Origin of the sequence: Moraxella cuniculi DSM 21768 (genome assembly GCF_900156515.1) — a bacterium.
GTDB classification, from domain to species: domain Bacteria; phylum Pseudomonadota; class Gammaproteobacteria; order Pseudomonadales; family Moraxellaceae; genus Moraxella; species Moraxella cuniculi.
The window spans coordinates 13,650-36,629 of the sequence record NZ_FTNU01000012.1; the positions used below are offsets into that span (position 1 = coordinate 13,650).

The 22,980-nt window shown below is 46.0% G+C and carries 20 protein-coding genes; 14 read left to right on the top strand and 6 right to left on the bottom strand.

The genetic code is table 11. The annotated features are described in order from the left end of the window. The first annotated feature begins 260 nt into the window (after positions 1–260). From BW928_RS07430 to BW928_RS07440, 3 genes are read left to right on the top strand one after another with little or no spacing between them, the layout of a single operon-like run. Complete coding sequence (locus BW928_RS07430; protein WP_076555612.1) at positions 261–1,355, top strand: PrpF domain-containing protein; 1,095 nt, start codon at positions 261–263, stop codon at positions 1,353–1,355. Beyond that, the gene (locus tag BW928_RS07435) at positions 1,352–2,449 is read left to right on the top strand and encodes a type 2 periplasmic-binding domain-containing protein (RefSeq protein ID WP_126329501.1); all 1,098 of its coding nucleotides are present in this window, start codon (positions 1,352–1,354) and stop codon (positions 2,447–2,449) included. The genes BW928_RS07430 and BW928_RS07435 overlap by 4 nt, the downstream gene beginning before the upstream one ends. Before the next feature lie 10 nt (positions 2,450–2,459). Continuing rightward, entirely contained in the window at positions 2,460–4,454 is a 1,995-nt protein-coding gene (locus tag BW928_RS07440) for a tripartite tricarboxylate transporter permease (RefSeq protein ID WP_076555614.1), read from the top strand. A 57-nt stretch (positions 4,455–4,511) separates the two neighbouring features. Here BW928_RS07440 and BW928_RS07445 read toward each other — a convergent pair whose 3' ends face one another. Beyond that, the gene (locus tag BW928_RS07445) at positions 4,512–4,727 is read right to left on the bottom strand and encodes a PspC domain-containing protein (protein WP_076555615.1); all 216 of its coding nucleotides are present in this window, start codon (positions 4,725–4,727) and stop codon (positions 4,512–4,514) included. 173 nt (positions 4,728–4,900) lie between these two features. Between BW928_RS07445 and nadR the strand changes: the two genes are divergently transcribed. The 4 genes from nadR (at position 4,901) to BW928_RS11665 (ending at position 7,549) form a co-directional block, all read left to right on the top strand. After that, the gene (gene nadR, locus BW928_RS07450) at positions 4,901–6,037 is read left to right on the top strand and encodes a multifunctional transcriptional regulator/nicotinamide-nucleotide adenylyltransferase/ribosylnicotinamide kinase NadR (RefSeq protein ID WP_076555616.1); all 1,137 of its coding nucleotides are present in this window, start codon (positions 4,901–4,903) and stop codon (positions 6,035–6,037) included. 117 nt (positions 6,038–6,154) lie between these two features. Then, positions 6,155–6,910: a nicotinamide riboside transporter PnuC gene (gene pnuC / locus BW928_RS07455; protein ID WP_076555617.1), complete on the top strand. Its 756-nt coding sequence runs from the start codon at positions 6,155–6,157 to the stop codon at positions 6,908–6,910. A gap of 74 nt (positions 6,911–6,984) precedes the next feature. Continuing rightward, complete coding sequence (locus BW928_RS07460; RefSeq protein ID WP_076555618.1) at positions 6,985–7,422, top strand: Mpo1 family 2-hydroxy fatty acid dioxygenase; 438 nt, start codon at positions 6,985–6,987, stop codon at positions 7,420–7,422. Then, positions 7,391–7,549, top strand: coding sequence for a hypothetical protein (locus BW928_RS11665; RefSeq protein ID WP_158078431.1), 159 nt, complete (start codon positions 7,391–7,393; stop codon positions 7,547–7,549). Before BW928_RS07460 ends, BW928_RS11665 begins: the two co-directional genes overlap by 32 nt. Before the next feature lie 46 nt (positions 7,550–7,595). On the opposite strand, the gene pgsA is transcribed toward BW928_RS11665, so the two are convergent. Continuing rightward, a complete protein-coding gene (gene pgsA, locus BW928_RS07465; protein WP_076555619.1) occupies positions 7,596–8,252 on the bottom strand; it encodes a CDP-diacylglycerol--glycerol-3-phosphate 3-phosphatidyltransferase in 657 nt (218 codons plus the stop codon). Between the two features lie 185 nt (positions 8,253–8,437). Here pgsA and BW928_RS07470 point away from each other — a divergent pair, with 185 nt between their 5' ends. Further along, positions 8,438–9,655 (top strand): BaiN/RdsA family NAD(P)/FAD-dependent oxidoreductase, encoded by a 1,218-nt coding sequence (locus BW928_RS07470; protein WP_076555620.1) that lies wholly within the window; start codon positions 8,438–8,440, stop codon positions 9,653–9,655. A 115-nt stretch (positions 9,656–9,770) separates the two neighbouring features. On the opposite strand, the gene BW928_RS07475 is transcribed toward BW928_RS07470, so the two are convergent. Beyond that, positions 9,771–12,734, bottom strand: coding sequence for an insulinase family protein (locus tag BW928_RS07475; RefSeq protein WP_076555621.1), 2,964 nt, complete (start codon positions 12,732–12,734; stop codon positions 9,771–9,773). Positions 12,735–12,878: 144 nt separating this feature from the next. Between BW928_RS07475 and BW928_RS07480 the strand changes: the two genes are divergently transcribed. After that, on the top strand, positions 12,879–13,553 hold the full coding sequence (locus BW928_RS07480) for a histidine phosphatase family protein (protein ID WP_158078430.1): 675 nt from the start codon (positions 12,879–12,881) through the stop codon (positions 13,551–13,553). A 97-nt stretch (positions 13,554–13,650) separates the two neighbouring features. On the opposite strand, the gene BW928_RS07485 is transcribed toward BW928_RS07480, so the two are convergent. Together BW928_RS07485 and tauD are read right to left on the bottom strand one after the other, a co-directional pair. Next, positions 13,651–15,096, bottom strand: a complete 1,446-nt coding sequence (locus BW928_RS07485) for an APC family permease (protein ID WP_076555623.1) — start codon at positions 15,094–15,096, stop codon at positions 13,651–13,653. 177 nt (positions 15,097–15,273) lie between these two features. Beyond that, positions 15,274–16,122, bottom strand: coding sequence for a taurine dioxygenase (tauD, locus tag BW928_RS07490; protein WP_076555624.1), 849 nt, complete (start codon positions 16,120–16,122; stop codon positions 15,274–15,276). A 209-nt stretch (positions 16,123–16,331) separates the two neighbouring features. On the opposite strand from tauD, the gene BW928_RS07495 reads away from it, so the two are divergent. The 5 genes from BW928_RS07495 (at position 16,332) to BW928_RS11670 (ending at position 22,342) form a co-directional block, all read left to right on the top strand. After that, positions 16,332–16,784, top strand: coding sequence for a universal stress protein (locus tag BW928_RS07495; RefSeq protein WP_076555625.1), 453 nt, complete (start codon positions 16,332–16,334; stop codon positions 16,782–16,784). A 188-nt stretch (positions 16,785–16,972) separates the two neighbouring features. After that, a complete protein-coding gene (locus tag BW928_RS11320) occupies positions 16,973–20,671 on the top strand; it encodes a PfkB family carbohydrate kinase (protein ID WP_083647176.1) in 3,699 nt (1,232 codons plus the stop codon). Positions 20,672–20,771: 100 nt separating this feature from the next. Beyond that, the gene (locus BW928_RS07520) at positions 20,772–21,701 is read left to right on the top strand and encodes an OmpA family protein (protein ID WP_076555626.1); all 930 of its coding nucleotides are present in this window, start codon (positions 20,772–20,774) and stop codon (positions 21,699–21,701) included. Positions 21,702–21,918: 217 nt separating this feature from the next. Next, positions 21,919–22,134 carry a 30S ribosomal protein S21 gene (rpsU, locus tag BW928_RS07525; protein WP_076555627.1) on the top strand — a complete coding sequence of 72 codons (216 nt, stop codon included), beginning with the start codon at positions 21,919–21,921 and terminating at the stop codon, positions 22,132–22,134. Between the two features lie 34 nt (positions 22,135–22,168). Next, positions 22,169–22,342, top strand: a complete 174-nt coding sequence (locus BW928_RS11670) for a hypothetical protein (protein ID WP_158078433.1) — start codon at positions 22,169–22,171, stop codon at positions 22,340–22,342. Between the two features lie 66 nt (positions 22,343–22,408). Here BW928_RS11670 and BW928_RS07530 read toward each other — a convergent pair whose 3' ends face one another. After that, positions 22,409–22,705, bottom strand: a complete 297-nt coding sequence (locus tag BW928_RS07530) for a hypothetical protein (RefSeq protein ID WP_076555628.1) — start codon at positions 22,703–22,705, stop codon at positions 22,409–22,411. Positions 22,706–22,980 lie beyond the last annotated feature (275 nt).

Sequence of the window (22,980 nt, forward strand, 5' to 3'; positions counted from 1 at the left end):
TATTAATCTTGGCAAAATAGGGAAATTTTATGAAACAAATGTTCATTAACAGCTCACAGCTCACAGCTCACAGCTCACAGCTCACAGCTCACAGCTCACAGCTCACAGCTCACTAATCATACCGCTCATTTAAAAAGTCCGTCAAGTCTTTTTTGGTTTGGGCGGAATTTTTTGTCAAAAATTCATTCCAATTCTCCCCTTCATACCCTTTCTCAACGCATTACAACCTCCTTAGTTGCTGATTTTCAAGGAGTTTTGTAATGTCAATTCTATCTATTAAAGCCACTTGTATGCGTGGCGGAACGAGCAAATGCTGGGTATTTGAACGCTCAGAACTTGAAAACCGTGAATTACCAATGGAGGATATTTTACTGCGTGCCTTTGGTTCGCCTGATACTCGTCAATTAGATGGCGTGGGTGGTGGCACTTCCACCACAAGCAAAGCAGTTATCCTAAATCCTTATGACGGCGACGACTGCGATGTTAATTATCTATTTGCCCAAGTTGGTATTAAAGAGCCTACCGTGGATTGGGGCAGTAATTGCGGAAATTGTTCAGCAGTTGTTGCTTTGTACGCCATTGAAAAAGGCTGGGTTACACCTGTTGATGGCACAACAACCGTGCGAGTGTACAACGAAAACACAGGTCAAATCATCATTCAACAAATTCCCACACCAGACAGCAAACCCGTGTTTGATGCCGAGATGGTGGGCAGTGTTTATGCAGGAGCATTGGTTAATATTGGTTTTCTTGATCCTGCTGGCAAAACCACAGGCAAGCTATTCCCAACCGAGCAATATTTAACCGAACTTAGCACCAATGGTAATACCTATGCCACAACACTGGTGGATGCAGGTGCACCGTGTGTCTATGTGGATGCCAAATCGCTTGGTTTGGATGGCAAATCTCGTGATGAATGGACAGCGGTTATTGATACAAGATTATCCGAACTTGATGACATCAGAAGACAAGCATCCGTTTTAATGGGACTTAGCAAAAGCAAGGAGCTTGCTGCCAAAGCCATTCCAAAATTGGGCGTGATTGGCAAGGGCAGCAATGGGGCTGATTTGAGAGTTCAAATGCTCTCCATGGGCGAAAGGCACCCTGCAATGCCTGTAACAGGTTCAGTTGCCCTGACTTTGTCCACTCAATATGACAACTCTGTACCAAGTAACTTGCTTGGCAAAACCACAAAGACAGGGATTTCTCTTGATACACCGTCAGGAGTCTTGCAAACCTTTGCGACCGAATTGGACGGCTTACCTGTGGTTGGTGTTGCCCGTACCGCTCGCACAATTTGTCAGGCAGTCATCAATGTACCAACCAGCCCCAGACCTACGGAGTTAGGAAAATGAAATCAAGAAAGATGAATCAATTATCCAAATTATTTGGTACAGTTTCTCTCTTTATGCTTGCAGCATGTGCCCCGCCCCAATCCAATTATAAGCCCACAGGTCCTGATGTGGTGGATGTGATGGTGCCTTACGGATCTGGCGGTGGTACAGATACTTGGGCAAGATTTATCACAAATGCTTTTGCCGAGCGAAATGATTCGGTCAAACGCTATCAAGTCGTCAATGTGCCAGGCGGTGAAACTATTACAGGGACGAATGCCTTTGTTAAAAGCGATGTAAAAACAGGGCAATATGTAATGGTTGGCTCAGCAACCACTTATTTTCAAGATATGCTTAATCACAAGGCAGTGCGATTTGATTTTGCTAAAATGGAACCTTTGGCATTCAACGGCACAGGGGCAGTGGTTTGGACAAGTGGAAAAACTGGTTTTAAAAACATTCAAGATCTAAAAAACGCCAAAGAGCCACTCCTTTATGGTGGCATGAGTGCGTCAGGGCTTGATTTGATTGCATTGCTTGCCCTAGAGGCTTTAGGCGTGCCAAATAAAGGCGTGTTTGGTTTTGAAGGGCGAGGCCCTAGCCGTCTTGCACTACAGCGAGGCGAAACCGACCTTGATTTCCAAACAACTTCGGCTTATTTGTCGCAACTGGCGGACGATGTGCCAAGCGGCAAAGTAGTGCCGTTATTTAGCATGGGTATTCCTGCGAACGGTAAGATTGAGCGAGACCCCAACTTGCCAGACATTCCCACTTTTGAGGAATTATACCAAGCAACGCCAAATAAAACAGAGCATCAAAAACTGGCTTATGATGCATTTCAAGCATTTGTAACAACGGGCTTATTTTATCAAAAAGGCTTGTGGGCGGTGGAAGGGACTGACCCTGCGGTGATTGATCAATACGATCAAATGGTCAAAGAGCTAAATGCTGATAAAGAATTTATGAGCAAAGCAGAAAAAGCATTGGGTGGCTATCAACTGATTTCTGGCAAAGAGGCGAAAGCTGATTTCCAAAAGGCACTCAAAGTTAAGCCTGAAACGATGGATTTTATTGCCCAGTTATTGCTTGATAAATATGGTACGGCAATTCACTAAGGATTAAGTTATGATTGACATTATTTTTTTGGCATTAGGGCAACTTGCCGACCCTACAATGCTGATATATTTACTGGCAGGGGTGGCAATTGGAATTATCATTGGTGTAATCCCAGGTCTTGGCGGTACGGGGGCAGTGGCTGTGCTCATGCCTTTTATCTTTATGCTTGAGCCCAATCAAGCCATTGCCATGATTATCGGGGCGGTGGCGGTCGTCCATACTTCTGATGTTATTACTTCGGTAGTGCTAGGGATTCCAGGTTCTGCGTCTGCGTCCGTATTTTTGTTAGACGGCTATAAAATGGCTCAACAGGGCGAAGGAGCAAGGGCATTATCAGCAAGCTTTATCGCCTCCACGATAGGCGGTCTCTTTGGCATCGTTGCCTTGACTCTCGTTGTGCCAATCGCTAAGCCGATTGTTACTTCATTTGGCTCGCCTGAAATTTTTTCACTGATTATCGCAGGGGTATTTTTGACCGCAATGCTCTCCAAAGGCAATATGGCCAAAGGTTTACTGGTGGCGGTATTTGGCTTGGCACTCGGCTTTGTCGGCGTATCGCCAATCAGTGCCGAATACCGCTTTACCTTTGGGGCGGAGAGCTTGGCAGATGGTTTGGATTTGGTTGTGGTAGCTTTGGGCATTTTTGGTCTTGCCGAAATGATTAGCCTAATCGCCCAAAAAACTGCCATTGCCAATCAAAAAATTAATTTGGGTGCAGGCTGGAAAAAAGGCTTGTATGACATTTTAAAATACCCCTTTGATATCCTTCGTGGTTCTGCGGTCGGCACAGCGGTGGGTTTCTTGCCCGGGGTTGGTTCTACTGCAGGCTCTTGGCTGGCGTATGGTCAAGCTCAAGCCTTTGCCTCTCGTAAGGGTGATTCACAATTTGGCAATGGCGACATTCGTGGCGTGATCGCTCCAAGTGCCGCCAGTAATGGTATTGAGTCTGGAGCATTAATCCCAACCTTGATTTTTGGCGTACCCGGGGCAGCACCGTTTGCTCTGCTTTTGGGCGTACTTTTAGTATTTGGCATTCAGCCTGGTCCACAGATGATGACCAAGCACCTTGATTTGGTTTATTTTATTGTCTGGACTTTTGCTCTAGCCAGTATCGCAGGGGCAGTATTGTCATTTGTTTTGGCTCGTCCGCTTGCTCGTTTGTCATTCGTTCCTTTTCCAATTTTGGCAGCAGCGTTAATTCCCATCTTATTTATGAGCGGTTTTCAAAAACCAATTGACGGCTCGGCATTTTATATGATGCTTGCTTTTGGTTTGATTGGTTGGCTGTGCAAGACAACCAACATTCCAAGAGCTCCGTTTTTGATTGCCTTTGTCTTGGCCGAACCGCTAGAACGCTACTTTTTCTTAACCGTTAAAGTTTATGAGCCGTCTGAATGGCTAACTCGCCCCTTTGTGATGGTGGTAATTGCAATTTTGGTCGGTGCAGTAATAATTCCAATCATCAAAAAACACTTGGCTAAGAAAAATACTCAATTTAATGCCACTGCCGAAGCAATGATTACCGAAGCCGAAGGCGGTGAAGCTACAGGCAAAGTCAGACTTTTAACTTCAGTAGCATTTTTGGGATTCTTTGTATTCCAATTCGTCCTATCACTTGGCTATTCTGGCAACGGTAGCTTGTTCCCAAAAACAGTCGGTATTGTCGGTATTGGGCTTGGCATTTTATCAGTTGTGCTTGACATTGCCAAAAACAAAGCCCACAAAGATACTAGTGAATCCATTGCCAAATGGCGACACACTGTCTTGACAGTTGCTGCCTCAAGTGCATGGGTGCTTGGTTTTATTTGGCTTGTGTTCGCGGTTGGCATGCTTGCTGGAACGGCAATTTTTGCCATTGTATTCCTGCTGATGGTCGCTCGCATGAAGCTCATTAAAGCAATAATTTACACCATAGGCATTGTAGGCTTTATTTGGACAATGGAAAACCTTGCCTATATGGTCTCACCTGTCGGTTATCTACAAATCATGATGGGCAATGCTTAATTGTAATTGATAATAAAACCGCTCAAAAATACATTTGGGCGGTTTTATTTTTCAGCATTATTCAATGTAAGAATCAGCAGTAGCATTTGGCATGACAAGCCACAGCAGCAGATAAATCAAAATGCCCGGCACTGCCACAGATAGGCTAGAGATGACCACGAATAACAGTCGCACCATATTTGGCGACCAGCCCAAATACTCAGCCACACCACCCATCACGCCTGCGATGATGCGATGATTGTGCGAACGGTGTAATTTGACAAGTCTTGGCATAACAGCTCCTAAATCTCAATCAATCCAACAATATCACCCTGTAGCAATTGGCAGTGGTACGATTTGCATACCTTGTTGGTTTGTAATAAAATAGTCATCTTTGCTTTTGGGCAAATCCGCCACCAAGTTGGCAATTTGCTCCGATGAATCAATGATGGTTACGCTCTTGACAAATTACAAGAGCTGTTTGCACAAAATTACCAAGCACTACAAAACCACACAAACAACCAACAAAACTTACCAGCAGGGACGACATGACACAAGCACAACACGCACTTTTGATTGGTGATTTTGCACCGCTGCACTTGGGGCATATGCAGGACATTAACCATGCCGCCCAAATGGCAACGACGCTGCACATCATCATCACGCCACCAAAAGCCAATCCCCTGCCCAGCGGTCGCTGCCCTACCCTTGCCGATGTGGCACGCTGGGTACAAAATGCCTGTCAGCAGTTTGGCTTTGTTCGTGTGCATACCACAGCAAGTCTTGGTCTTGACAAGCTAAACAATCTTTGTAATTTTGATTATCAAACAGCACACACGCCACCCGCAGAATTGCCAGCACTGTGTCAAGCCTTGCAGCTAGATACCAGCGATGTCGTCATCATCACCAAAGCCAAGCAAGGCAATCTGCCCACTGATACCACAAATGCCAGCACGGCAAATCTTGCCCAGCTGCCCAGCACCATTGTAGATAACCTACCAATCGCCACGCAGCCGCTTAGCCATTTTGCCAAGCTCTCGCCAGCCTGTCGTTATTTTTATACCCAGACCGTCTGCATTGTCGGAGGTGAAAGCTCAGGCAAGACCACTTTGGTGCACAAACTTGCCAATCACTATGGGGCAAGTGTTGCCCTTGAGATGGGGCGACTGTACACGCATTCGCACTTGGGTGGCAGTGAGCTTGCCCTGCAATACAGCGATTATACACCCATCGCCATTCATCACGCCAAAGCCATCGAACACGCCTGCCACAATGCCACAGCCGCCATTACGCTTATTGATACTGACTTTGCGACAACGCAGGCATTTTGTGAAACTTACGAAAACGCCAGCAACCCTGTGGTGGCAAGTCTGGCACTGGATTATCGCATGGATTTTACGCTGTATTTGGATAATAATGTCGCTTGGGTTGCCGATGGCATGCGTAGGCTTGGCGGTGCAGCACGCAGTCAGTTCGCCCAAAAACTGCTTGAGATTTTGGCACGCTATCGCATTGATTATCATAGCATTGACAATCCTGACTATCGCCAGCGTTATTTGCAGGCAGTGGCATGGATTGACCGTCAAATCTTGGCAAAATTTTAGCCAAAACTGGCATGGATTAACTGCACAATCAGCAGCTATTTTTATTCATATCGGCTTGCATGATACAGATTTGGTAATGTATCAAAGGCTTGCTGGTTTCAACCTTGGGATCGTATGATGAAAATTGATATTTTGGATAACATCACAGGATTTGGCAAGCATGACTGGCAAGCAGTATGGGTAATCATCTGGTTCATGGCAGGCGTGGTGGCGTTGTTTATTGGCTTTTGGACAACCACTCAGCAGACGGCATTGGATACTTTTTATTTGCTGGTCTCAATCATTGGACTGCTGTGCGTGGTTGGGCTAAGTTTTCGCAAAAACATCGCTGGCAACGGGCTTGGAATGCTCGCTACCGCAGGTGAGATTGTCGTCCAAGCCACCGCTGGTGCTGTCGGGCTGATGCTCGCCCCCTTGTTTAACTTTTTTACTCATTTATACGGTGTTCGCTATTGGTCTTATCACACCAATGCCGATGGCGAGATGATACCAAAAACCGCCAACAAATACATTTGGCTTGTTACTGTGGCATTTATCGGCATTGGCTTGGCGTTGTTTCCACTGGTTAATGCCAAACTTGCCGAGATGGGCTTTGGTGTCATTGCCGATGATGGCAGTCGTTTTTTGGGCATGGTTGATTTTTTTTGGATTAATGTGCTGGCATTTGTCCTGTCAATCACCGCCCAGACAGCGATGATTTTGCGGTATTCGTTTAACTGGTGGCTTTGGATTATTGTCAATGCCGTATGGCTCATTGTCAATCTGATGACAGGCAATACCATTTTTGCCATTCAGACAGTCATCTACCAAGTCAATGCCTTTGTTGGTCTGTATGGTTGGTATCGCAGCGAGCAACTGGCGAATAATTCATAAGCCGCCAGCTCTTGCAAAGTTACAAAAATTTCGCTATAGTTTGACAAAACTGGGCAAGCAAATGGAGTGTTGTCATGTCATTATTTGTCAGTCAAAAGCCACTGCAAACTTGGCTTAGCGAATATGCCACAAGCCACCAAAACCCCACCAACAAACGCATTCATTGGCTGTGCGTTCCTGTGATTTTTTTGTGCATTGTGGCATTGTTATACGCCATTAGCCCCTATGTCTTTGCCATCGTTGCTGTTGGCGTGTTGTGGTTTTATGCACGGTTGTCGCTGGGTCTGTTTGCCTTGATGGCAGCATTTATGGCAATTTGTTGGGCGATTGTGCATTTTTTGGCGGTTGATATTTGGTTTTGGGTTGCTGTCTTTGTGGTTGCATGGATTGGTCAATTTATTGGGCATAAAATTGAAGGGGCAAAGCCGTCTTTTTTGGAGGATTTGCAATTTTTGCTCATCGGCCCTGCGTGGGTAGCGTGTGATATTTGGCGAAGATTTACGCAGAATTAACAATCAGCCAAATCAAGCACGAGCAAACCAAATCACCAGCCCTATCTCCATGCTGGTTGCTATGCTGTCTGCTTTGGTAGTGGATATTTTGACACAGCGTGCTGTCTTGAATGCTCTGAATTGGTAGTCAAGTGGTGCAATTTAACTATTAACTTCTTGCCATCGGCGAGTGCTTAGGGCTGCTTCAGATACGGCCAAGCCGCCTTTAGGTATATCATCATTGACCACAGAGTCAATACCACCGCAATTACCATCAAGACATAGCCTACCATCTCAAGCGACTGCCAATTGAGCAACAAAACCGTGATGGCAATCATCTGAAAAGTTGTTTTTAATTTACCAACATAAGACACCGCAACACTGGTGCGTGCACCCAGCTCCGCCATCCATTCTCGCAGTGCCGATACCGCAATCTCTCGTGAGATGATGACAATGGCACAGGTCGCCATCACGATATTTGGGTGCCACTGCACAAGCACAATCAACGCCGCTGCCACCATCAATTTATCCGCCACAGGGTCTAAGAATCGACCAAATGCCGAAGTGATATTCATGCGGCGTGCCAAATAACCATCAAGCCAATCCGTCAGTGCCGCCAACACAAAAATCAGCGTCAAGGCAAAATGCCGCAGCATACTGTTGCTGTACTCAAGCATACCAAGGCGAGCGATGGCATTATCAGGAATTGCAGGAACGCCAATACCCAGTGCAGGTGGCCAATAAGCAACCGCCACAAACAACGGAATCATCACGATGCGTGCAATGGTTAGGTTATTGGGCAAATTAAATACCGAAGCCTTGCCCTTGTGCGTTTGCAAATCCAAGCTCATGAACTCTACTCACAAAAATTTACTTTATAATACCCAATTTTGGCAAATTTTGCCATCAATTTTACTTAATAATGGTGCTGGCGGCGTGCTTTTGTAGCAAAAAAATGCTACCATAGACGGCACAAAAAATACAAACATCACGAGCAATCAAGCAGGCAATCATACAACAATCAAGCGGGCATTTTGTGGAACAAGTTGATACACTCATCATCGGTGCAGGAGCGTCAGGGCTGTTTTGTGCTTTTCATTTGGCAAATTTTGGCAAATCGGTGCTGGTGCTTGATCATGCCAACAAAGCAGGCAAAAAAATCCTCATGTCAGGCGGTGGTCGTTGCAATTTTATCAACCGTCAGGTGCAGACGCATCATTTTGTCAGCCAAAATCCACATTTTGTCAAATCCGCTCTCTCTCGCTACGGCAGTGAGGATTTTATTGCACTCGTTGAACGCCATCGTATCGGCTATCATGAGCGTGAGCATGGGCAGCTGTTTTGTGATGACAGTGCCAAAGATATTGTCAAAATGCTGCTTGATGAGTGTCAGGCTGCAAAAGCCACCATCGCGCTTAACACTGCCATTGAACAAATTATCCCAAGCGATTCAGGCTTTGTGATTCGCACCAAGCACAAAAAAGACAACCGCTCTGCCAGCATTGCCGCCAAATCCTTGGTCATTGCCACAGGTGGATTGTCAATCCCCACGCTGGGGGCGACAGGATTTGGCTACCAAGTTGCCACACAGTTTGGCCATACGATTATCCCCACCAGTGCAGGGCTTGTGCCATTTACTTTTACTGATAAATTGGGCGAGATGATAAAATCCCTATCAGGGCTTAGTATCGATGTCATTGCTTATAACAATCGGGCAAGTTTTCAGTTGCCGATGCTATTTACCCATCGAGGACTGTCGGGGCCTGCCATGTTGCAACTGTCAAACCATTGGCAACTGGGCGAGATAATCACCATCAACCTGCTACCAACGCTTGATGCTGGTGAATATTTGCTAAAGCAAAAAACCAAACAGCCCAAACAACTGCTGCGTACCGCCCTTGCTGGCATTTTGCCAAAAAAGCTCATCGCCGCACTCGAAAACCACCTATGGCAACAACACAAAGATACCGAGCTTGCCAATCTAAAAAATGACACGCTTCGCCAACTTGGCAATACTTTGAACGCATGGCACATCAAACCAAGCGGCACAGAGGGCTACCGTGTTGCCGAAGTTACCAAAGGCGGGGTGGACACTCGCCAAGTCTCTGGCAAAACCATGGAATCTCGCCTGCAACCGAACCTATATTTCATCGGCGAAGTGCTTGATGTTACAGGCTGGCTGGGCGGTTATAATTTTGCATGGAGCTGGGCAAGTGGCTATGTCTGTGCCGAAAGTATCGCCATGCGTGGCTGAGAAAGAGCGACAAATACCGCAGCCATCAGCGTCATTCACACCCTACACACCAACCCCAAATGGCAATCACGACAAGACTCATGTCTGTTGATTGCACACTTGAGTAGAATAGTCATTAGCCAAGTTTTTTGATGGCAAAGCCAAGCTTGCCCAGAGCCTCCTCTTGCCCCATAGGTGCCAGCACGGCACGGGTATGTGGCTGATTTTTTAGGTATTTTCTTGCCACACGCTTTAAATCATCAATGTTGACTGCCAGAATTTTTGCACGCAGCTGCTGTTGCCATGCTTTGTCTCTTTGGTGCAGCTGACTTAGGCAGGATTTGACCGCTTCACCTGCTGGCGAGGCTGGCTTGTCCATACCAGAAATAATGCCCAAAATCGCCTCGGTCAGCTGTTCATTGTCATGCTCATTGTCAAGCAGCCAATCAATACTGCTCTTAAAATGCTCAAAAGTCTCGGCACAATGCGGGTCGCGATAACTATAGAAACGAAACGCCGCTGCATTGCTGTCAAAACTTGCACCGCCACCATAAGCACCGCCCTGCTCACGAATCGCACCGTGCAGATAGCCATTGCGTAAAAACGGTGCCAGCACCATCAACGCTGGCGTGTCCTCATCGGCAGCAGTTGTGGCGGCATAGGCGGCGGCATTGTGATAGACATTGGTTGAGATAAGCCATGCGATATCTTCACTGTCTTTTTTTGTCAATAATTGAGTCAAGTCATCAAAAATAAGCCTATGCTCCGACTGTGGCATGGCAGCTGGCTTGGCAGATAATTGCTTGGCAATCTCATTAAGCAGTCCATCGCTTGCTTGCTCTTCACACACCAGCAATACCTGCTTGGGCAGATTAATCAGGCATTGATGCAGCTGTGCCAGTCTGTCTGACAACTGCTGCCACAGAGAATTATCCTGCAAAGCCTGTGCCAAAAACTCCTTTAATGCCGCCAAAGCAGGCAATCCTGAATAGGCGTACTCAATGGCAGCTTGGCGACTTAGGTTGCGTGAGGCTGTTTGCATGGCATAAGCATGACCTGCACCTGCAAGTCGTGATTGCCAGCCGCTTTGTTTTTGTTGCAGCAGCTCCTTGATGCGATCCGTTTCGCTAAATATGGTCTCGTTTAGCACCTCATTGACCAAGCCAATCGCTGATGGCTTGCTGTTTAACGCCCGTGTCGCCAGCACAAAATAACTGCTCAAATCATCAGCATTATACAAATCGGTTCGCTGACTGATGCGTGCTGTTACCCCTGATGATTGTGATGCCTGCACCGCCTGAAAACTGCGTGCATCGTACTGCACCGTGCCAAGCTCAGATAACAAAAATAAATACAGTGGCAGCAATGGGTCGTTAAGCAGCCGTTCAGCAATCTTACCTTGTAGCGGTATAATCACCTGATAATAATACAAGCCATTGGTGCCTGCATGGTACAAATGCACAGGATAACTCACCCCATCTGCCTGTAGCATTGTGTGGCTGCCTTGTGTAAACGCCACCTCGCTTGGCACATCATCAAGTCCTACTTTGGGCAACAGATTGATATCATCTGGTGTGGCTTGTCGCTGTCTAAGGTCGCTCGTTTGGCGATTGATTACCTGCTTATCTTCATCACTTAGGCGATGATACAACTCGTCCAGTGTCGCCTGCTCAGCTTCGATCAATCTGGCTGCCTTTTTGTCATCAGGGGTCATGGTTAGGCGTACACGATGCTGATTGTTAAGCAAATGCGTATAAATCAGATTCTGCACCCAGTTTGGCTGTTTGGCTTGCTGTTTTAGCCAAGTCAAATGCTCGTCAATTTGCCACACATCAACAGGATTGCCACCATGAATCGCTGTGCTAAAGCCCTCCAGCATTAAGGTCAATCCATACGGCATACTATCGCCGCCGATGTGTCTTTGATCAAGCTCAATCTGGTGCAGCACCGTCTCAATCACCTCATCGGCAATCGGATTGTCTGCCACTTGTTGCAATAATGCCAAAATCCCCTGCTCAACCTCGTCAGCATACTTGGCATCAGAGCCACGAAGCCCTGCATAAAACACCATCTGATAATGACTGTCGTCCAAGCCCAACAATGGACTAGGAGCGGTGCCAAGCGTATGACTCTCAAGATAAGCACGCAGCGGCGAACCACTATGCTCAATCAGCACCCCTTCCATCAATCGCAAAGACAGGCGTAATTTTGGGTCAGTGATGGTTGGCAATAGCCACGCCAACACATGATGGGTCATTTGCTCGCCCTCACTGTCGCTGCTATAAGTGTCATACACCGCCAGCGGTTCATCACGCCGCATCTCGGCAACAGAGTGCAGCCGCCTGCCTTTTTCTGGATAATTCACCCCATCAAAACGAGCCAGTGCCTCATCGTGCAATCTCGCCTGAATCTCAGCAACATCAATATCGCCAAAGCTCATGATGATGGCATTGCTTGGGTGATAATGCTTTTGATGAAACGCCACCAAATCCTCATAGGTCAGCTTGATAATATCAGCAGGATCGCCGCCAGAATTATAATGATAAGTGGTGTGCCGAAATAATTGCGATGCCAGTGCATAATACAACTGATCTATCTCGCCACTCATCGCCCCTTTCATTTCATTAAACACAATGCCATGATAATGTGGCTTGCCCTCATCGTCCAGCTCAACACGGATACCCTCTTGGGCAAAATCCAGCGGATGAATGTTGGGAAAAAACACCGCATCCGTGTACACTGACAATAAATTAAAAAAATCCTTTTTGTTCTGCGTGGCAAATGGGTACACTGTCCAATCGCTTGCTGTCATGGCATTCATAAAGGTATTTAGCGAGCGTTTCACCATGCTAAAAAATGGATCTCTGACAGGGTATTTTTGTGAGCCACACAGCACCACATGCTCTAGGATATGTGCCTCGCCACGCGAACTCATCGGCTGGGTTGCAAAGCCAATCATCAGGGCATTTTCGCTGTTATCACAAGCCAAATGATAGTGCATTGCCCCTGTGGTGCGATGGCGTGAAGTTAATACTGTAATGCCCAATGCTTCAATGGACTGCGTGTCTAACAGTTGAAAACTTGTATGCAATGTCGTCATAATCTTTCCATTATTCTTGTGGATAAACCAACAAGCCGTACACCAGCTCGCACAGCCTTGAATGATTATCACAAATTTACTATAATCAATCCAAATTGGTGCAATATTTTAGCACAATTTCACCAGACAAATGCAGACGCTGATATGAAAAAAATCTATCTAATCCGCCACGGACAAAGCGAAGCCAATGCAGGCACTACCGTATATCCCAATGAGACCATTCCCCTTAGCCGTCTTGGTTCTGTGCAAGCGTGGCATCTGGCACAGTGGCTACATACCACGATACAAGATGTTGATGCCGTCTTTGTCTCGCCCTATCTACGCACCCAGCAGACCGCCCAGCCATATCTGACCAAAACAGACCTTATACCAAGCGTCCTGCCATGCCTACAAGAGCTTGATATGCTTGCTTTTGAGAATATTGCTTCGCTGTCTTTTGCCGAAATTGGTGCATTGGCAGAAAAATTTTGGCAACAAGACAACCATTACCGAGATGGCGAAAATACCGACAGCTTTGATGATTTTGTCAAGCGGGTGCAGGCCGCCCGACAACACTTTGAGCAAATGGCTGATGGCACTTATGTGATGTTTGGTCATGGCATTTGGATTAGTATGTTGATTTGGCAACTGATGCACCAAGATGATGCCAAAGTGCAAGACAAGGCAAGTTTTGCCAGTTATAAACGCCATCTTTATCCAAACAACTGTGCCGTTTATTTGCTTAGCATAGATGATGATAATCATGCTCTCATCGGCAAAGTGTACGATGGCAGCACACCACCAAAAACAGCCAATGAGCCATCATTGCACGCCGATTGATTGCTTGATGATGATTAATATTATTAACATCAGTTTGTATTATAACAAATAAATCAGCCCAAAAAACAATGCCAGTCTGATGAACTGGCATTGTTTTTTATAAAATCTTGGCAAATAAAACCTGCCTTAATGCCTCATCAGACAAGCTGAAAATATCGCGTCTTTTGAAGAAATAAAACAGCACGCCAACCACCGCCCATACGCTCAATGCAATGCGTGCAGGCAAACTTAAAAAAGCAGCCGACTGCGGCACAAATAGCAATAATAAAAACCCCAGTGCAATCGCCATGCCCAGTACGCCAATCCATGCTTGTACTTGATTTGGCTGTTGTCTTTTCATGCCAAATATCTCACCTGTGGTGGCCAATTTGTGCGAGCAGGCACACACATAAAAGAAGGTAATCGCAATGCCCACACTTGCCATATCAACAATCCACAGCAATGCCGCTCGCCCAAACCAAGGGCTAATCAAGCACACCGCCATAATCGCATAAATCGCCAAATGTGGTGTGCGATAACGCTCATGTAGCTTGGCGGCAGCATTTGGCAACATTTGGCTTTTGCCCATGGTCAAGACCACGCGGCTTGCTGCAACATAAAAGCCATTTAGCCCCGTCAAAACCCCTGCAGCCACCGCCAGCACCATCAGCGACAGACCAAATTTGCCCATAACCTGTGCAATCGCCGAGCCAATTTCCCACGAATTGCCTGCAAATTTCGTCAAATCACCGCCCAGTGCAAAACTTGCCGCCACAATCAACGCAATGTACAAAAAACCTGCACTAAAAATACTTGCCAAAATCAGCTTGGTGATTTTTTTGGCATCAAAGAAAAATTCGCCCGCCACCTGCGGAATGCCATCAAAGCCCACATACGCCCACGGTGCAAAGGCAACAATGGTCGCAACCGCCGCCCAAAAATTTACCCCTTGTGGCGTGGTCAATGCCAGCGTATCACCAAAATTAACATAATGGCTGGTCGTGCCAAACAAAATCACCGCCACTGACAACAACATCAATACCACCGCCATAAACTGCACCCAGCCTGACAAAGCGGTATTTTTGACATTCAAATAAGCAAATGCCAACAAAAACAACGAAGAAACTGCCACCTCTGGAGCGTATATCACCCAGCCTGATACACTGTACAGTGGCAACTGCATCATCACCTCTGGCACAATCAGCCGCAAGACCAATGGCACAGCAGAGGCATTGAGCGACACGATACTGACATAGCCCAGCATGAGCGACCAACCTGCAATAAACCCATGCACTCGCCCAAATCTTGCCAAAGCAAAAGCGATGCCACCACCTGTTACTGGCAAGGCACGCGTGGCATAGCCGTAATTTAGCCCAATCACCGCAATCAGCATCGTACCAATCACAAAGCCTGTGATAACTGCCCACAGCCCTGACGAAGACAGCCACTCATACGGCAAAACAAACGCCCCCCAGCCGACTGCCGAGCCGACTGCCATGGCATATACCCAGCTGATTTTTAGATTTTGTTGCAAGGTCTGTGCTGACTTTTGTGATCGTTGCATAATCATTCCCTATCATAGTCTGTGGCTACCATCAGCGACACTGCTGACTTGGCGGCAGTTTGTTATAAAATTGGTCAATAGCCAATAAAAAACCATCGATTGTCCACCAACCGATGGCTTGTGTGGCAAAAGCAAATTTAACTTTGACCACAAGCAATCAAGCAAAATGTGGCAAAATCACGCCGCAAAATACGGCTCATCACCATTAATGGTCGCTCGGTGCATGATGCGATGGGCATCGCCATAGTCAAACAATGCCTTGTGCTGCGTGCAACGATTGTCCCAAATCGCCACATCGCCCTCTTGCCACTGCCAACGCAGATGAAATTCTTCTTTGGTGGCGTGCTGGGTCAAAAAATCCAGCAGTTTTTTGCCTTCATCTTCGGGCAGCTCATTAATATGCGAGGTAAATCCTTCGCTGACAAACAAAATCGGCTCGCCCGTCTCTGGGTGCGTGCGTACCACTGGGTGAGATACTGGTGGATTTTTGCGATAAATTTCTTCCAATTTTTGGCGTTCTTCTTCGCTCACACCGCCAAATCGCTCTTTTGGAAATGACAGGCGAATGTCATGCATTGCTGTCAATGGCTTGATTTTTTCTTGAATATCGCTTGGCAAAGCAGCAAATGCCGCCGTACCTGATGCCCAAAAAGTATCACCGCCTGTTGGAGGGATTTTTACCGCACGCAGCACGCAGCCCAAAGGTGGCGTTTTGCTAAAAGTAACATCAGTATGCCACAGCTCATTATCACGCAAATCAGTCTCATGGCTGTCTAGCACGATGACCTCTGGTATGCCGTCAATGGTTGGAAATACAGGATGAATGTGCAAGCTGCCAAATGATTTGGCAAGAGCTACCTGTGATGGCGTTTGCAGGTTTTGGTTGCGAAAAAATATCACCTGATGCTTAAGCAAAGCCTGCTTAATATCCGCCAAAATCTCATCGTTTAGCTCATTAAGATCCACGCCTGTGATGATGGCACCGATACTGTCTTTGATGGGTTGGCATTGAAGTTGAGTCGTCATAATAAATCCCTCTAATTGTTCGGGTGGTTGGCAAATGGTTGCCCAATTAATTGTTTACTATGTTAATTGGACAGGCTTATAAACAAAAGCAAAAAAATTGAATTAGTAAATAACCACAAGGCATAACAAAGCAAAAGTTCTGACTTGACGATAAAAATTTGTTATAATGACCAAAACAGCAATCTTACAAATCAAACAAGGAGTGGACGATGTATCAGCATATTTTGCTCGTAACCGACCTAAAAGACGATACCGATTTGGTCGCCCAAAAAGCCAAATGGATTTTACAAACCAATCCTGATGCCCAGTTGTCGGTACTGCACATTGTTGAAGAAACTGTGGTAATTGGCTTTGGCTATGAGCTGATTCCTGCCGCAGCACTGAATAATCAGGCTGATGATGAACGCCACAAACTTGCCAAAGAAAGACTTGCTGCCATACTAACTCGCAATCAGCTACCCACAGATCACATAAAAATCAGCACCGCCATCTCAAGCAGCAAAGGCATTGTCGATTATTGCCAAGCACATTCGGTGGACTTGTTGGTAATCGGTCGCCACAAACGCACAGGCTTGTCAGCTTGGATTACAGGAGCAACCGCTGACAATGTCTTGCCAAATATTGACAGCGATTTGTTGGTTGTGCAGCTAACAAGCGATTAACGATTTGATTAATACAGCAAATTTGCAAGCAATCAAACCCAGCAGATTTGGTTATAATTTGTACAAAATAAATCACACAGTGGCAACCTTTTGGCATACATCAATTACCTTTGTTGCACGCCTGCCACTATTCGCCAGCCCCTTAACCGCTTAGCCAAATCCGCTAAGCCAAACAAAAGAGAACGCCCATGTATGATGTAGTTGCCATCGGCAATGCCCTAGTTGATACCGAATTTACCCTGTCTGATGCTGCACTTGCTGCCACCAACCTTGTGCGTGGCAACATGACGCTTGCTGATGCCGATGCCCAAGCTGCGTTGTTTGCCACCTTAAGCAAGCAAGGCATCACGCCAGCCAAACAAGCAGGCGGTGGCTCGGCAGCCAACAGTATGTTTGCCTTTGCATCATTGGGCGGTTCGGCATTTTATAACTGCCGTGTCGGTGGTGATGATATGGGTGATTTTTATTTGGCAGATTTGGCAAATGCTGGCGTGGCAACCGATGCTGATTTTGCAGTCAGCGTTGATGGCATTACAGGCTCTTGTGCTGTATTGGTTAGCCCAGATGGCGAACGCACCATGCAAACCCATCTTGGCACCAGCAGCCAAATCAGTGCTGAAAATGTCAAATTTGACACCCTTGCCCAAGCCAAATGGCTGTATCTGGAGGGCTATCTGGCAATGTCGCCCTCTGTCATGCCAGCCTTGGCAGAGTTGCACAAACAGGCTCGTCAAGCAGGAGCAAAAATCGCCGTCAGTTTTGCCGACCCTGCTGTGGTAAAATTTGCCAAAGATGGTTTGCTTGCCATGCTTGAGCGTGGTGTTGATGCGGTGTTTTGTAATTTTGAGGAAGCAAACTTGTTCGCCGAAGCTGATGGTGCCGCTGACCCTGTCAATGCCTTATTAAAATACAGCGAGCTGGTCGTCATCACCAATTCAGACAAGCCTACCACCATTGCCTGCCGTGGCGAGCGTGGCATTGAGAGCCACCAAGTTGCCAGCCAGCCTGTCGCCCAAGTCATCGACACCAACGGTGCAGGCGATAACTATGCAGGGGCGTTTTTGTACGGATTATCACAAGGATTGGATTTGGTTAGCTGTGCCAATCTTACCAAAGCAACTGCTGGTTCAACTGCTCTTACGGTTACCGCAACAGATGCCGCAAGCAATGACACTAACAAAACGCGTGATTATGTGATCGATCTTTCTCAAGAGACCAAAGATCAGCTTGCCAAAGAAGAAAGCGTTGATGGCGATAGCAATATCACCGTTACTCAAGATAAGTTGAATTCTACTAAGGGTAAGAATTTCAATGTTAGCTTGAATAAAGATGTTGATTTGACTAAAGATGGCTCACTAACCATTGGCGATACCAAGCTAGATGGCAACAGCCTAAAAGTTGGCGGTAATAACCCTGTTACCATTGATGGCAACAAAGGCACTGTTGGTGGTCTAACCAATACCACTTGGAACCCTGACAATATCACTACAGGTCAAGCAGCCACCGAAGATCAGCTAAAAACCGCAGCAGCTGCGGCGAAGACTGAAGTGAAAGCAGGTGAAAATGTAACCGTTACTTCGGTAGAAGGTGATGACAAGCAAACCATTTACACCGTCAATGCCAAAGACACTTCAGCCAAAGTAACTTCAGCGACTGATAAAGTAACGGTGAATGCGAAAACTGCCGTGAAAGAAGGTAGTGCAGAAGTTACCGAATATGAGCTTGATTTGTCTGCTGAAGCCAAAGAACAGCTTGCCAAAGAAGAAAGCGTTGATGGCGATAGCAATATCACCGTTACTCAAGATAAGTTGAATTCTACTAAGGGTAAGAATTTCAATGTTAGCTTGAATAAAGATGTCAACCTAACTGATACTGGTTCATTGACTATCGGCGATACAGTTGTAAATACCAACGGTATCTCTACTGGCAACACCGCAATGACCCCAGATGGTATCGTGATTAACGGTGGTCCTGCCATCACACACGACAACCAAGGTAACTTCAAGCTAGGCGACATCAACAGTGGCGAACCTGTGAAAATCACCAACCTAAAAGCTGGTGAAGCAGACAATGATGCAGTCAATGTATCACAGCTAAAAGCTGCTCAAGCTGCTGCAACCACCAAAGTTGAAGGTGATAAAGGTGTTACTGTTACCCCAGAAACTAACAAAGATGGCTCAACCACTTACACTGTTGCTGCCAAAACTGACGGCACAACCGTGAAAGTTGATGGCAACGGCAACATTGCAGCGGTTACCAGCGATATCACCACAAATACTGATGGTAGCTCAACAGCAACCACACCATCTAGCCTAGTAACGGCGGGTGATGTAGCAAAAGCGATCAACAACTCTGGTTGGAAACTAGCAGCTGACGGCACAGCAGGTACTGAGCTAATCAACCCTGCTGACACTGTTACCTTTAAAGCTAAAGACAACCTAAATGTTAGCCGTGATGGTGCAAACATCACTTACGGTCTAAACAAAGATGTTGATTTGACCAAAGATGGTTCATTGAGAATTGGCGAAACCGCTCTAACCAAAGACGGTCTGATCATCAACAATGGTCCAATGTTGGTTAGCAATGGCAACAACTTAAAAGTTGGCTCTGTGGATGGCGACACGGTATCACCTATCCAAATCCAAAATGTGGATAGTGGTCTAAAAGACGACAAGGGCAATGTTGTTACACTTGCCAATGCAACAGGTGATGTGCTTAACAATGTGGTGAATGTAGGTGATCTGAAATCAGCTTCTGATAACCTAAACAAAGACCTAACCGAAAAAGGCTTTAACATCACTGCGGATAATTCTGCACTGGACAACAATGAAACCGAAGACAATGTTCATCTTGGTCAAACAGTGAAATTCACTGACCCAGATAAGAACATTGTTACCACCGTTGCTGACAACGAAATCCGCTTTGGTTTGAACAATACTATCCAAGTGGGTGAAAAAGGCGAGCCAGGCAAAGACGGTAAAGACGGCACCATCGGTGTTAATGGTAAAGACGGTTCTGCAGTTGTTATCAACGGCAAAGACGGCTCTATCGGTCTAAACGGTAAAGACGGTGAAAACGGTCTAACCCTAAAAGGTGCTGACGGTGCTCAAGGTGTTGATGGTACCAATGGTGCAAATGGTCTACCAGGCAAAGACGGTGTAACCCGCCTAGTCTATGAGACCAAAGATCCACAAGATCCAACGAAGACAGTTACTCAAGAAGTGGCTAACCTAAACGATGGTCTAATCTTCACAGGCAACAACTCTGACACCCTAAACCGTCATAAGCTAAACAGCCTAGTTACCATCGAAGGTGAAGGCGTAGATAAAGAAGCGGCTAAGACCTTTAAGTCAGCTCAAGGTAATATTAATGTAGTTGCTGATGGTTCAAACAAGCTGACTGTTCAGTTGAACAAAGATGTGAAGGTTGATAGCGTAACTGCAAACACAGTTAATGTCGGCACTGGTACAAACCAAGTGGCATTAACAAGCAGTGTTGCCCAAGATGGCACTACTGAGCTAAGCGTTGGCACAGTCCAGACGCCGACTCGTATCACCAATGTTGCTTCAGGTGTGAATGCAACTGATGCGGTGAATATGAGCCAGTTGCAAGGTGCTGCTCAAGCCATCAACAACCGCATCGGCGATGTGGCAAATGATGCTAACGCAGGTGTGTCGTCAGCGATGGCGATGGCAGCTCTGCCACAAGCATACCTACCGGGCAAGTCAATGCTGACAGGTGGTATCGCCAGCTACAACGGTCAAGGTGCAGTTGCAGTCGGTTTCTCGAAACTGTCTGATAACGGTCGCTGGGTACTGAAAGTACAAGGCTCTGCCGATACACAAGGCAATGCTGGTGGTGCAGTTGGTGCAGGCTTCCACTTCTAAGCCAATGTCCAAAACGAAATTCCGTGCCAAAGGGTGCGGAATTTCCCAAATTATTGATGAAATTATTGCCAAACTTGGCATAAACCAATAGGTAAATATTATGAAAAAATTTAGCATGGGTGTTTTGGCACTGTCAGTGCTTGCCATCACAGGTTGTATGGGAACCAAGCAAGTCAGCCAAAATATCTCAAATCAAGGTACGATTGCCGCTGAGGACATTTATTTTCCAGAGCTAAACAAAGCATGGCAAAAAGATGGTCAATTCCCAAATCGTGAAAATTTATCAAAAATTCGTCCAGGTGTTGCCAAAGATGAGCTGTACCAGCTGATTGGTCGCCCACATTTTAACGAGTCAAATCGTGCTCGTGAATGGGACTATATCCTAAAGTTCTACCAAGCAGATGACAGCGTCAAAGTATGCCAATATAAGGTTATTTTTGACGAAAAATTCCGTGGTCAAGAGTTTTATTGGTTGCCAGCTGATTGTGCAGAATATGCCCGTCCACCACAAGCAGGCAGCACAGTCATTATTAATCAGCCACCAGCCCCAGCCCCTGTTATGCTGGTTAATGAACGCATCACGCTAGAGGCTGATGCTTTGTTCAAGTTTGACAAATACAAGCTAGAAGATATGTTGCCAGCAGGGCGTGCCAAACTTGATGAATTGGCGGTGAAATTGCTCGAATGGCAAAGCCGTGGCGATAGCCGTATCCAGTTGGTTGGTCATACTGACCGTTATGGCACCGAAGAGTACAACCAGCTATTGTCAGAACGCCGTGCCCAAACGGTGCGTGGTTACTTGGTAAGTAAGGGTATTAATGCTGCAACCATCACCGCTGCTGGTGCAGGCGAATTGCAACCTCTGCCAGATGTGGTTTGTGATATTAACGCACCTCGCGATACACAAATCAAGTGTCTACAACCAAACCGCCGTGTGGAGGTTTTGGTTCAGGTGTATGCACGCACCGCCGAAGGCCTGCAAGAGATTCAGCAAGGCAAGGATTATCAGAACTTCAATGAAGGCAAATAATCCCATTGCCAAAAAACAAGGCCTGATCGCATATCAGGTCTTGTTTTTTTTGGATTTTTGATATATAATTTGGCTTTATTTTTCCGTTTGGAATTCGTTGCTGATGGCTTGCCATTGGCGTATTTCCGATCTGAGCTGATGCCTGCCCCAAGACAGCAGAGCTTATAAGAGATAATACAGTCAGATCGATGCAACCTGTCTTATTATGGAGTCTCCTATGCCTTTAGTTAAGGTTAAAGAAAACGAACCAGTTGATATCGCAATCCGCCGTTTTAAGCGTGCGTGCGAAAAAGCAGGCGTATTGGCTGATGTTCGCAAAAAAGAATTTTTTGAAAAGCCAACCCAAGAGCGTAAACGCAAAAAAGCCGCCGCTGTAAAACGCTACAAGAAAAAAGTATATCGTGAGCAAGTGCGTCATACTCGCAAATACTAATTTGAAAATCCTCTGCCATCGGTAGGGGATTTTTTTGGCGGTTTGGTATTCAATAGGCACTGTCAATCACAGTAAGCGAAGCTGGCATTATAAATTCATCGATTGTTATAAGCTTTATTTGGGACTGGGTAGGGCGGCTTACGGAGAAAAAGAGCCGCTGTCTTTAACAGCAAAAGGGCATGATGCCAAACCCATCAAGGGCGGTTAAATGTGCATAATCAGAGATTTGCCCAAGAAAAAGCAGGCAAAATTGCCTGCTGGTAAACATTAATAATCAGTTACCATTTGTGTATTTTTGGATAACTTGCTGAGTTTGTTCATCAAGTACAGGGGCGGTGCTGGCGGCAGTTGGGTACTGACCATTGACAGCTTGGGTGGCTTTCATATCAACCAATGCAGCCTCGCGTTTGGTGTCGGCGTTGTAGTTTGGGCCTTCGCCGATAGGATAGCTGGTGCTTTCAACCAATGAAAAATTGCTTTTTTTGTCCATGATTTTGTCAGCGGTAGCGGTCATGGCGTTACAGCCAGTTAGAGCAACAGCGGCAACAATGGCAAATGCGATGGCTTTCATAATAACTCCTAAATTCAATGATAAGATAAATTGCAATAACCGATATGGTTATTAAGATGTTCATATTTTACTTCATAATCATGGCTTTTTTATTGGTTTTTTGTAATTTGAGCAAAATAATCATGCTACCAAGACCATCGGGCTGCTGATGTGGTAATTTGTGCCATATTCATAAGATTGGTGGAGGTAAACTCCTATTTATTGCCAAGTTATAAAACATTCATTTAAAATGAATAAAATACTGTACTTTGACATACAGTGTGCTACAATAACCA

Excerpts from the sequence above, each read along its gene's own strand:
- BW928_RS07430 (WP_076555612.1), top strand. The coding sequence starts at position 261 with ATGTCAATTCTATCTATTAAAGCCACTTGTATGCGTGGCGGAACGAGC.
- BW928_RS07435 (WP_126329501.1), top strand. The coding sequence starts at position 1,352 with ATGAAATCAAGAAAGATGAATCAATTATCCAAATTATTTGGTACAGTT.
- BW928_RS07440 (WP_076555614.1), top strand. The coding sequence starts at position 2,460 with ATGATTGACATTATTTTTTTGGCATTAGGGCAACTTGCCGACCCTACA.
- BW928_RS07445 (WP_076555615.1), bottom strand. The coding sequence starts at position 4,727 with ATGCCAAGACTTGTCAAATTACACCGTTCGCACAATCATCGCATCATC.
- pnuC (WP_076555617.1), top strand. The coding sequence starts at position 6,155 with ATGAAAATTGATATTTTGGATAACATCACAGGATTTGGCAAGCATGAC.
- BW928_RS07460 (WP_076555618.1), top strand. The coding sequence starts at position 6,985 with ATGTCATTATTTGTCAGTCAAAAGCCACTGCAAACTTGGCTTAGCGAA.
- pgsA (WP_076555619.1), bottom strand. The coding sequence starts at position 8,252 with ATGAGCTTGGATTTGCAAACGCACAAGGGCAAGGCTTCGGTATTTAAT.
- BW928_RS07475 (WP_076555621.1), bottom strand. The coding sequence starts at position 12,734 with ATGACGACATTGCATACAAGTTTTCAACTGTTAGACACGCAGTCCATT.
- BW928_RS07480 (WP_158078430.1), top strand. The coding sequence starts at position 12,879 with ATGAAAAAAATCTATCTAATCCGCCACGGACAAAGCGAAGCCAATGCA.
- BW928_RS07485 (WP_076555623.1), bottom strand. The coding sequence starts at position 15,096 with ATGCAACGATCACAAAAGTCAGCACAGACCTTGCAACAAAATCTAAAA.
- tauD (WP_076555624.1), bottom strand. The coding sequence starts at position 16,122 with ATGACGACTCAACTTCAATGCCAACCCATCAAAGACAGTATCGGTGCC.
- BW928_RS07495 (WP_076555625.1), top strand. The coding sequence starts at position 16,332 with ATGTATCAGCATATTTTGCTCGTAACCGACCTAAAAGACGATACCGAT.
- BW928_RS11320 (WP_083647176.1), top strand. The coding sequence starts at position 16,973 with ATGTATGATGTAGTTGCCATCGGCAATGCCCTAGTTGATACCGAATTT.
- BW928_RS07520 (WP_076555626.1), top strand. The coding sequence starts at position 20,772 with ATGAAAAAATTTAGCATGGGTGTTTTGGCACTGTCAGTGCTTGCCATC.
- rpsU (WP_076555627.1), top strand. The coding sequence starts at position 21,919 with ATGCCTTTAGTTAAGGTTAAAGAAAACGAACCAGTTGATATCGCAATC.
- BW928_RS07530 (WP_076555628.1), bottom strand. The coding sequence starts at position 22,705 with ATGAAAGCCATCGCATTTGCCATTGTTGCCGCTGTTGCTCTAACTGGC.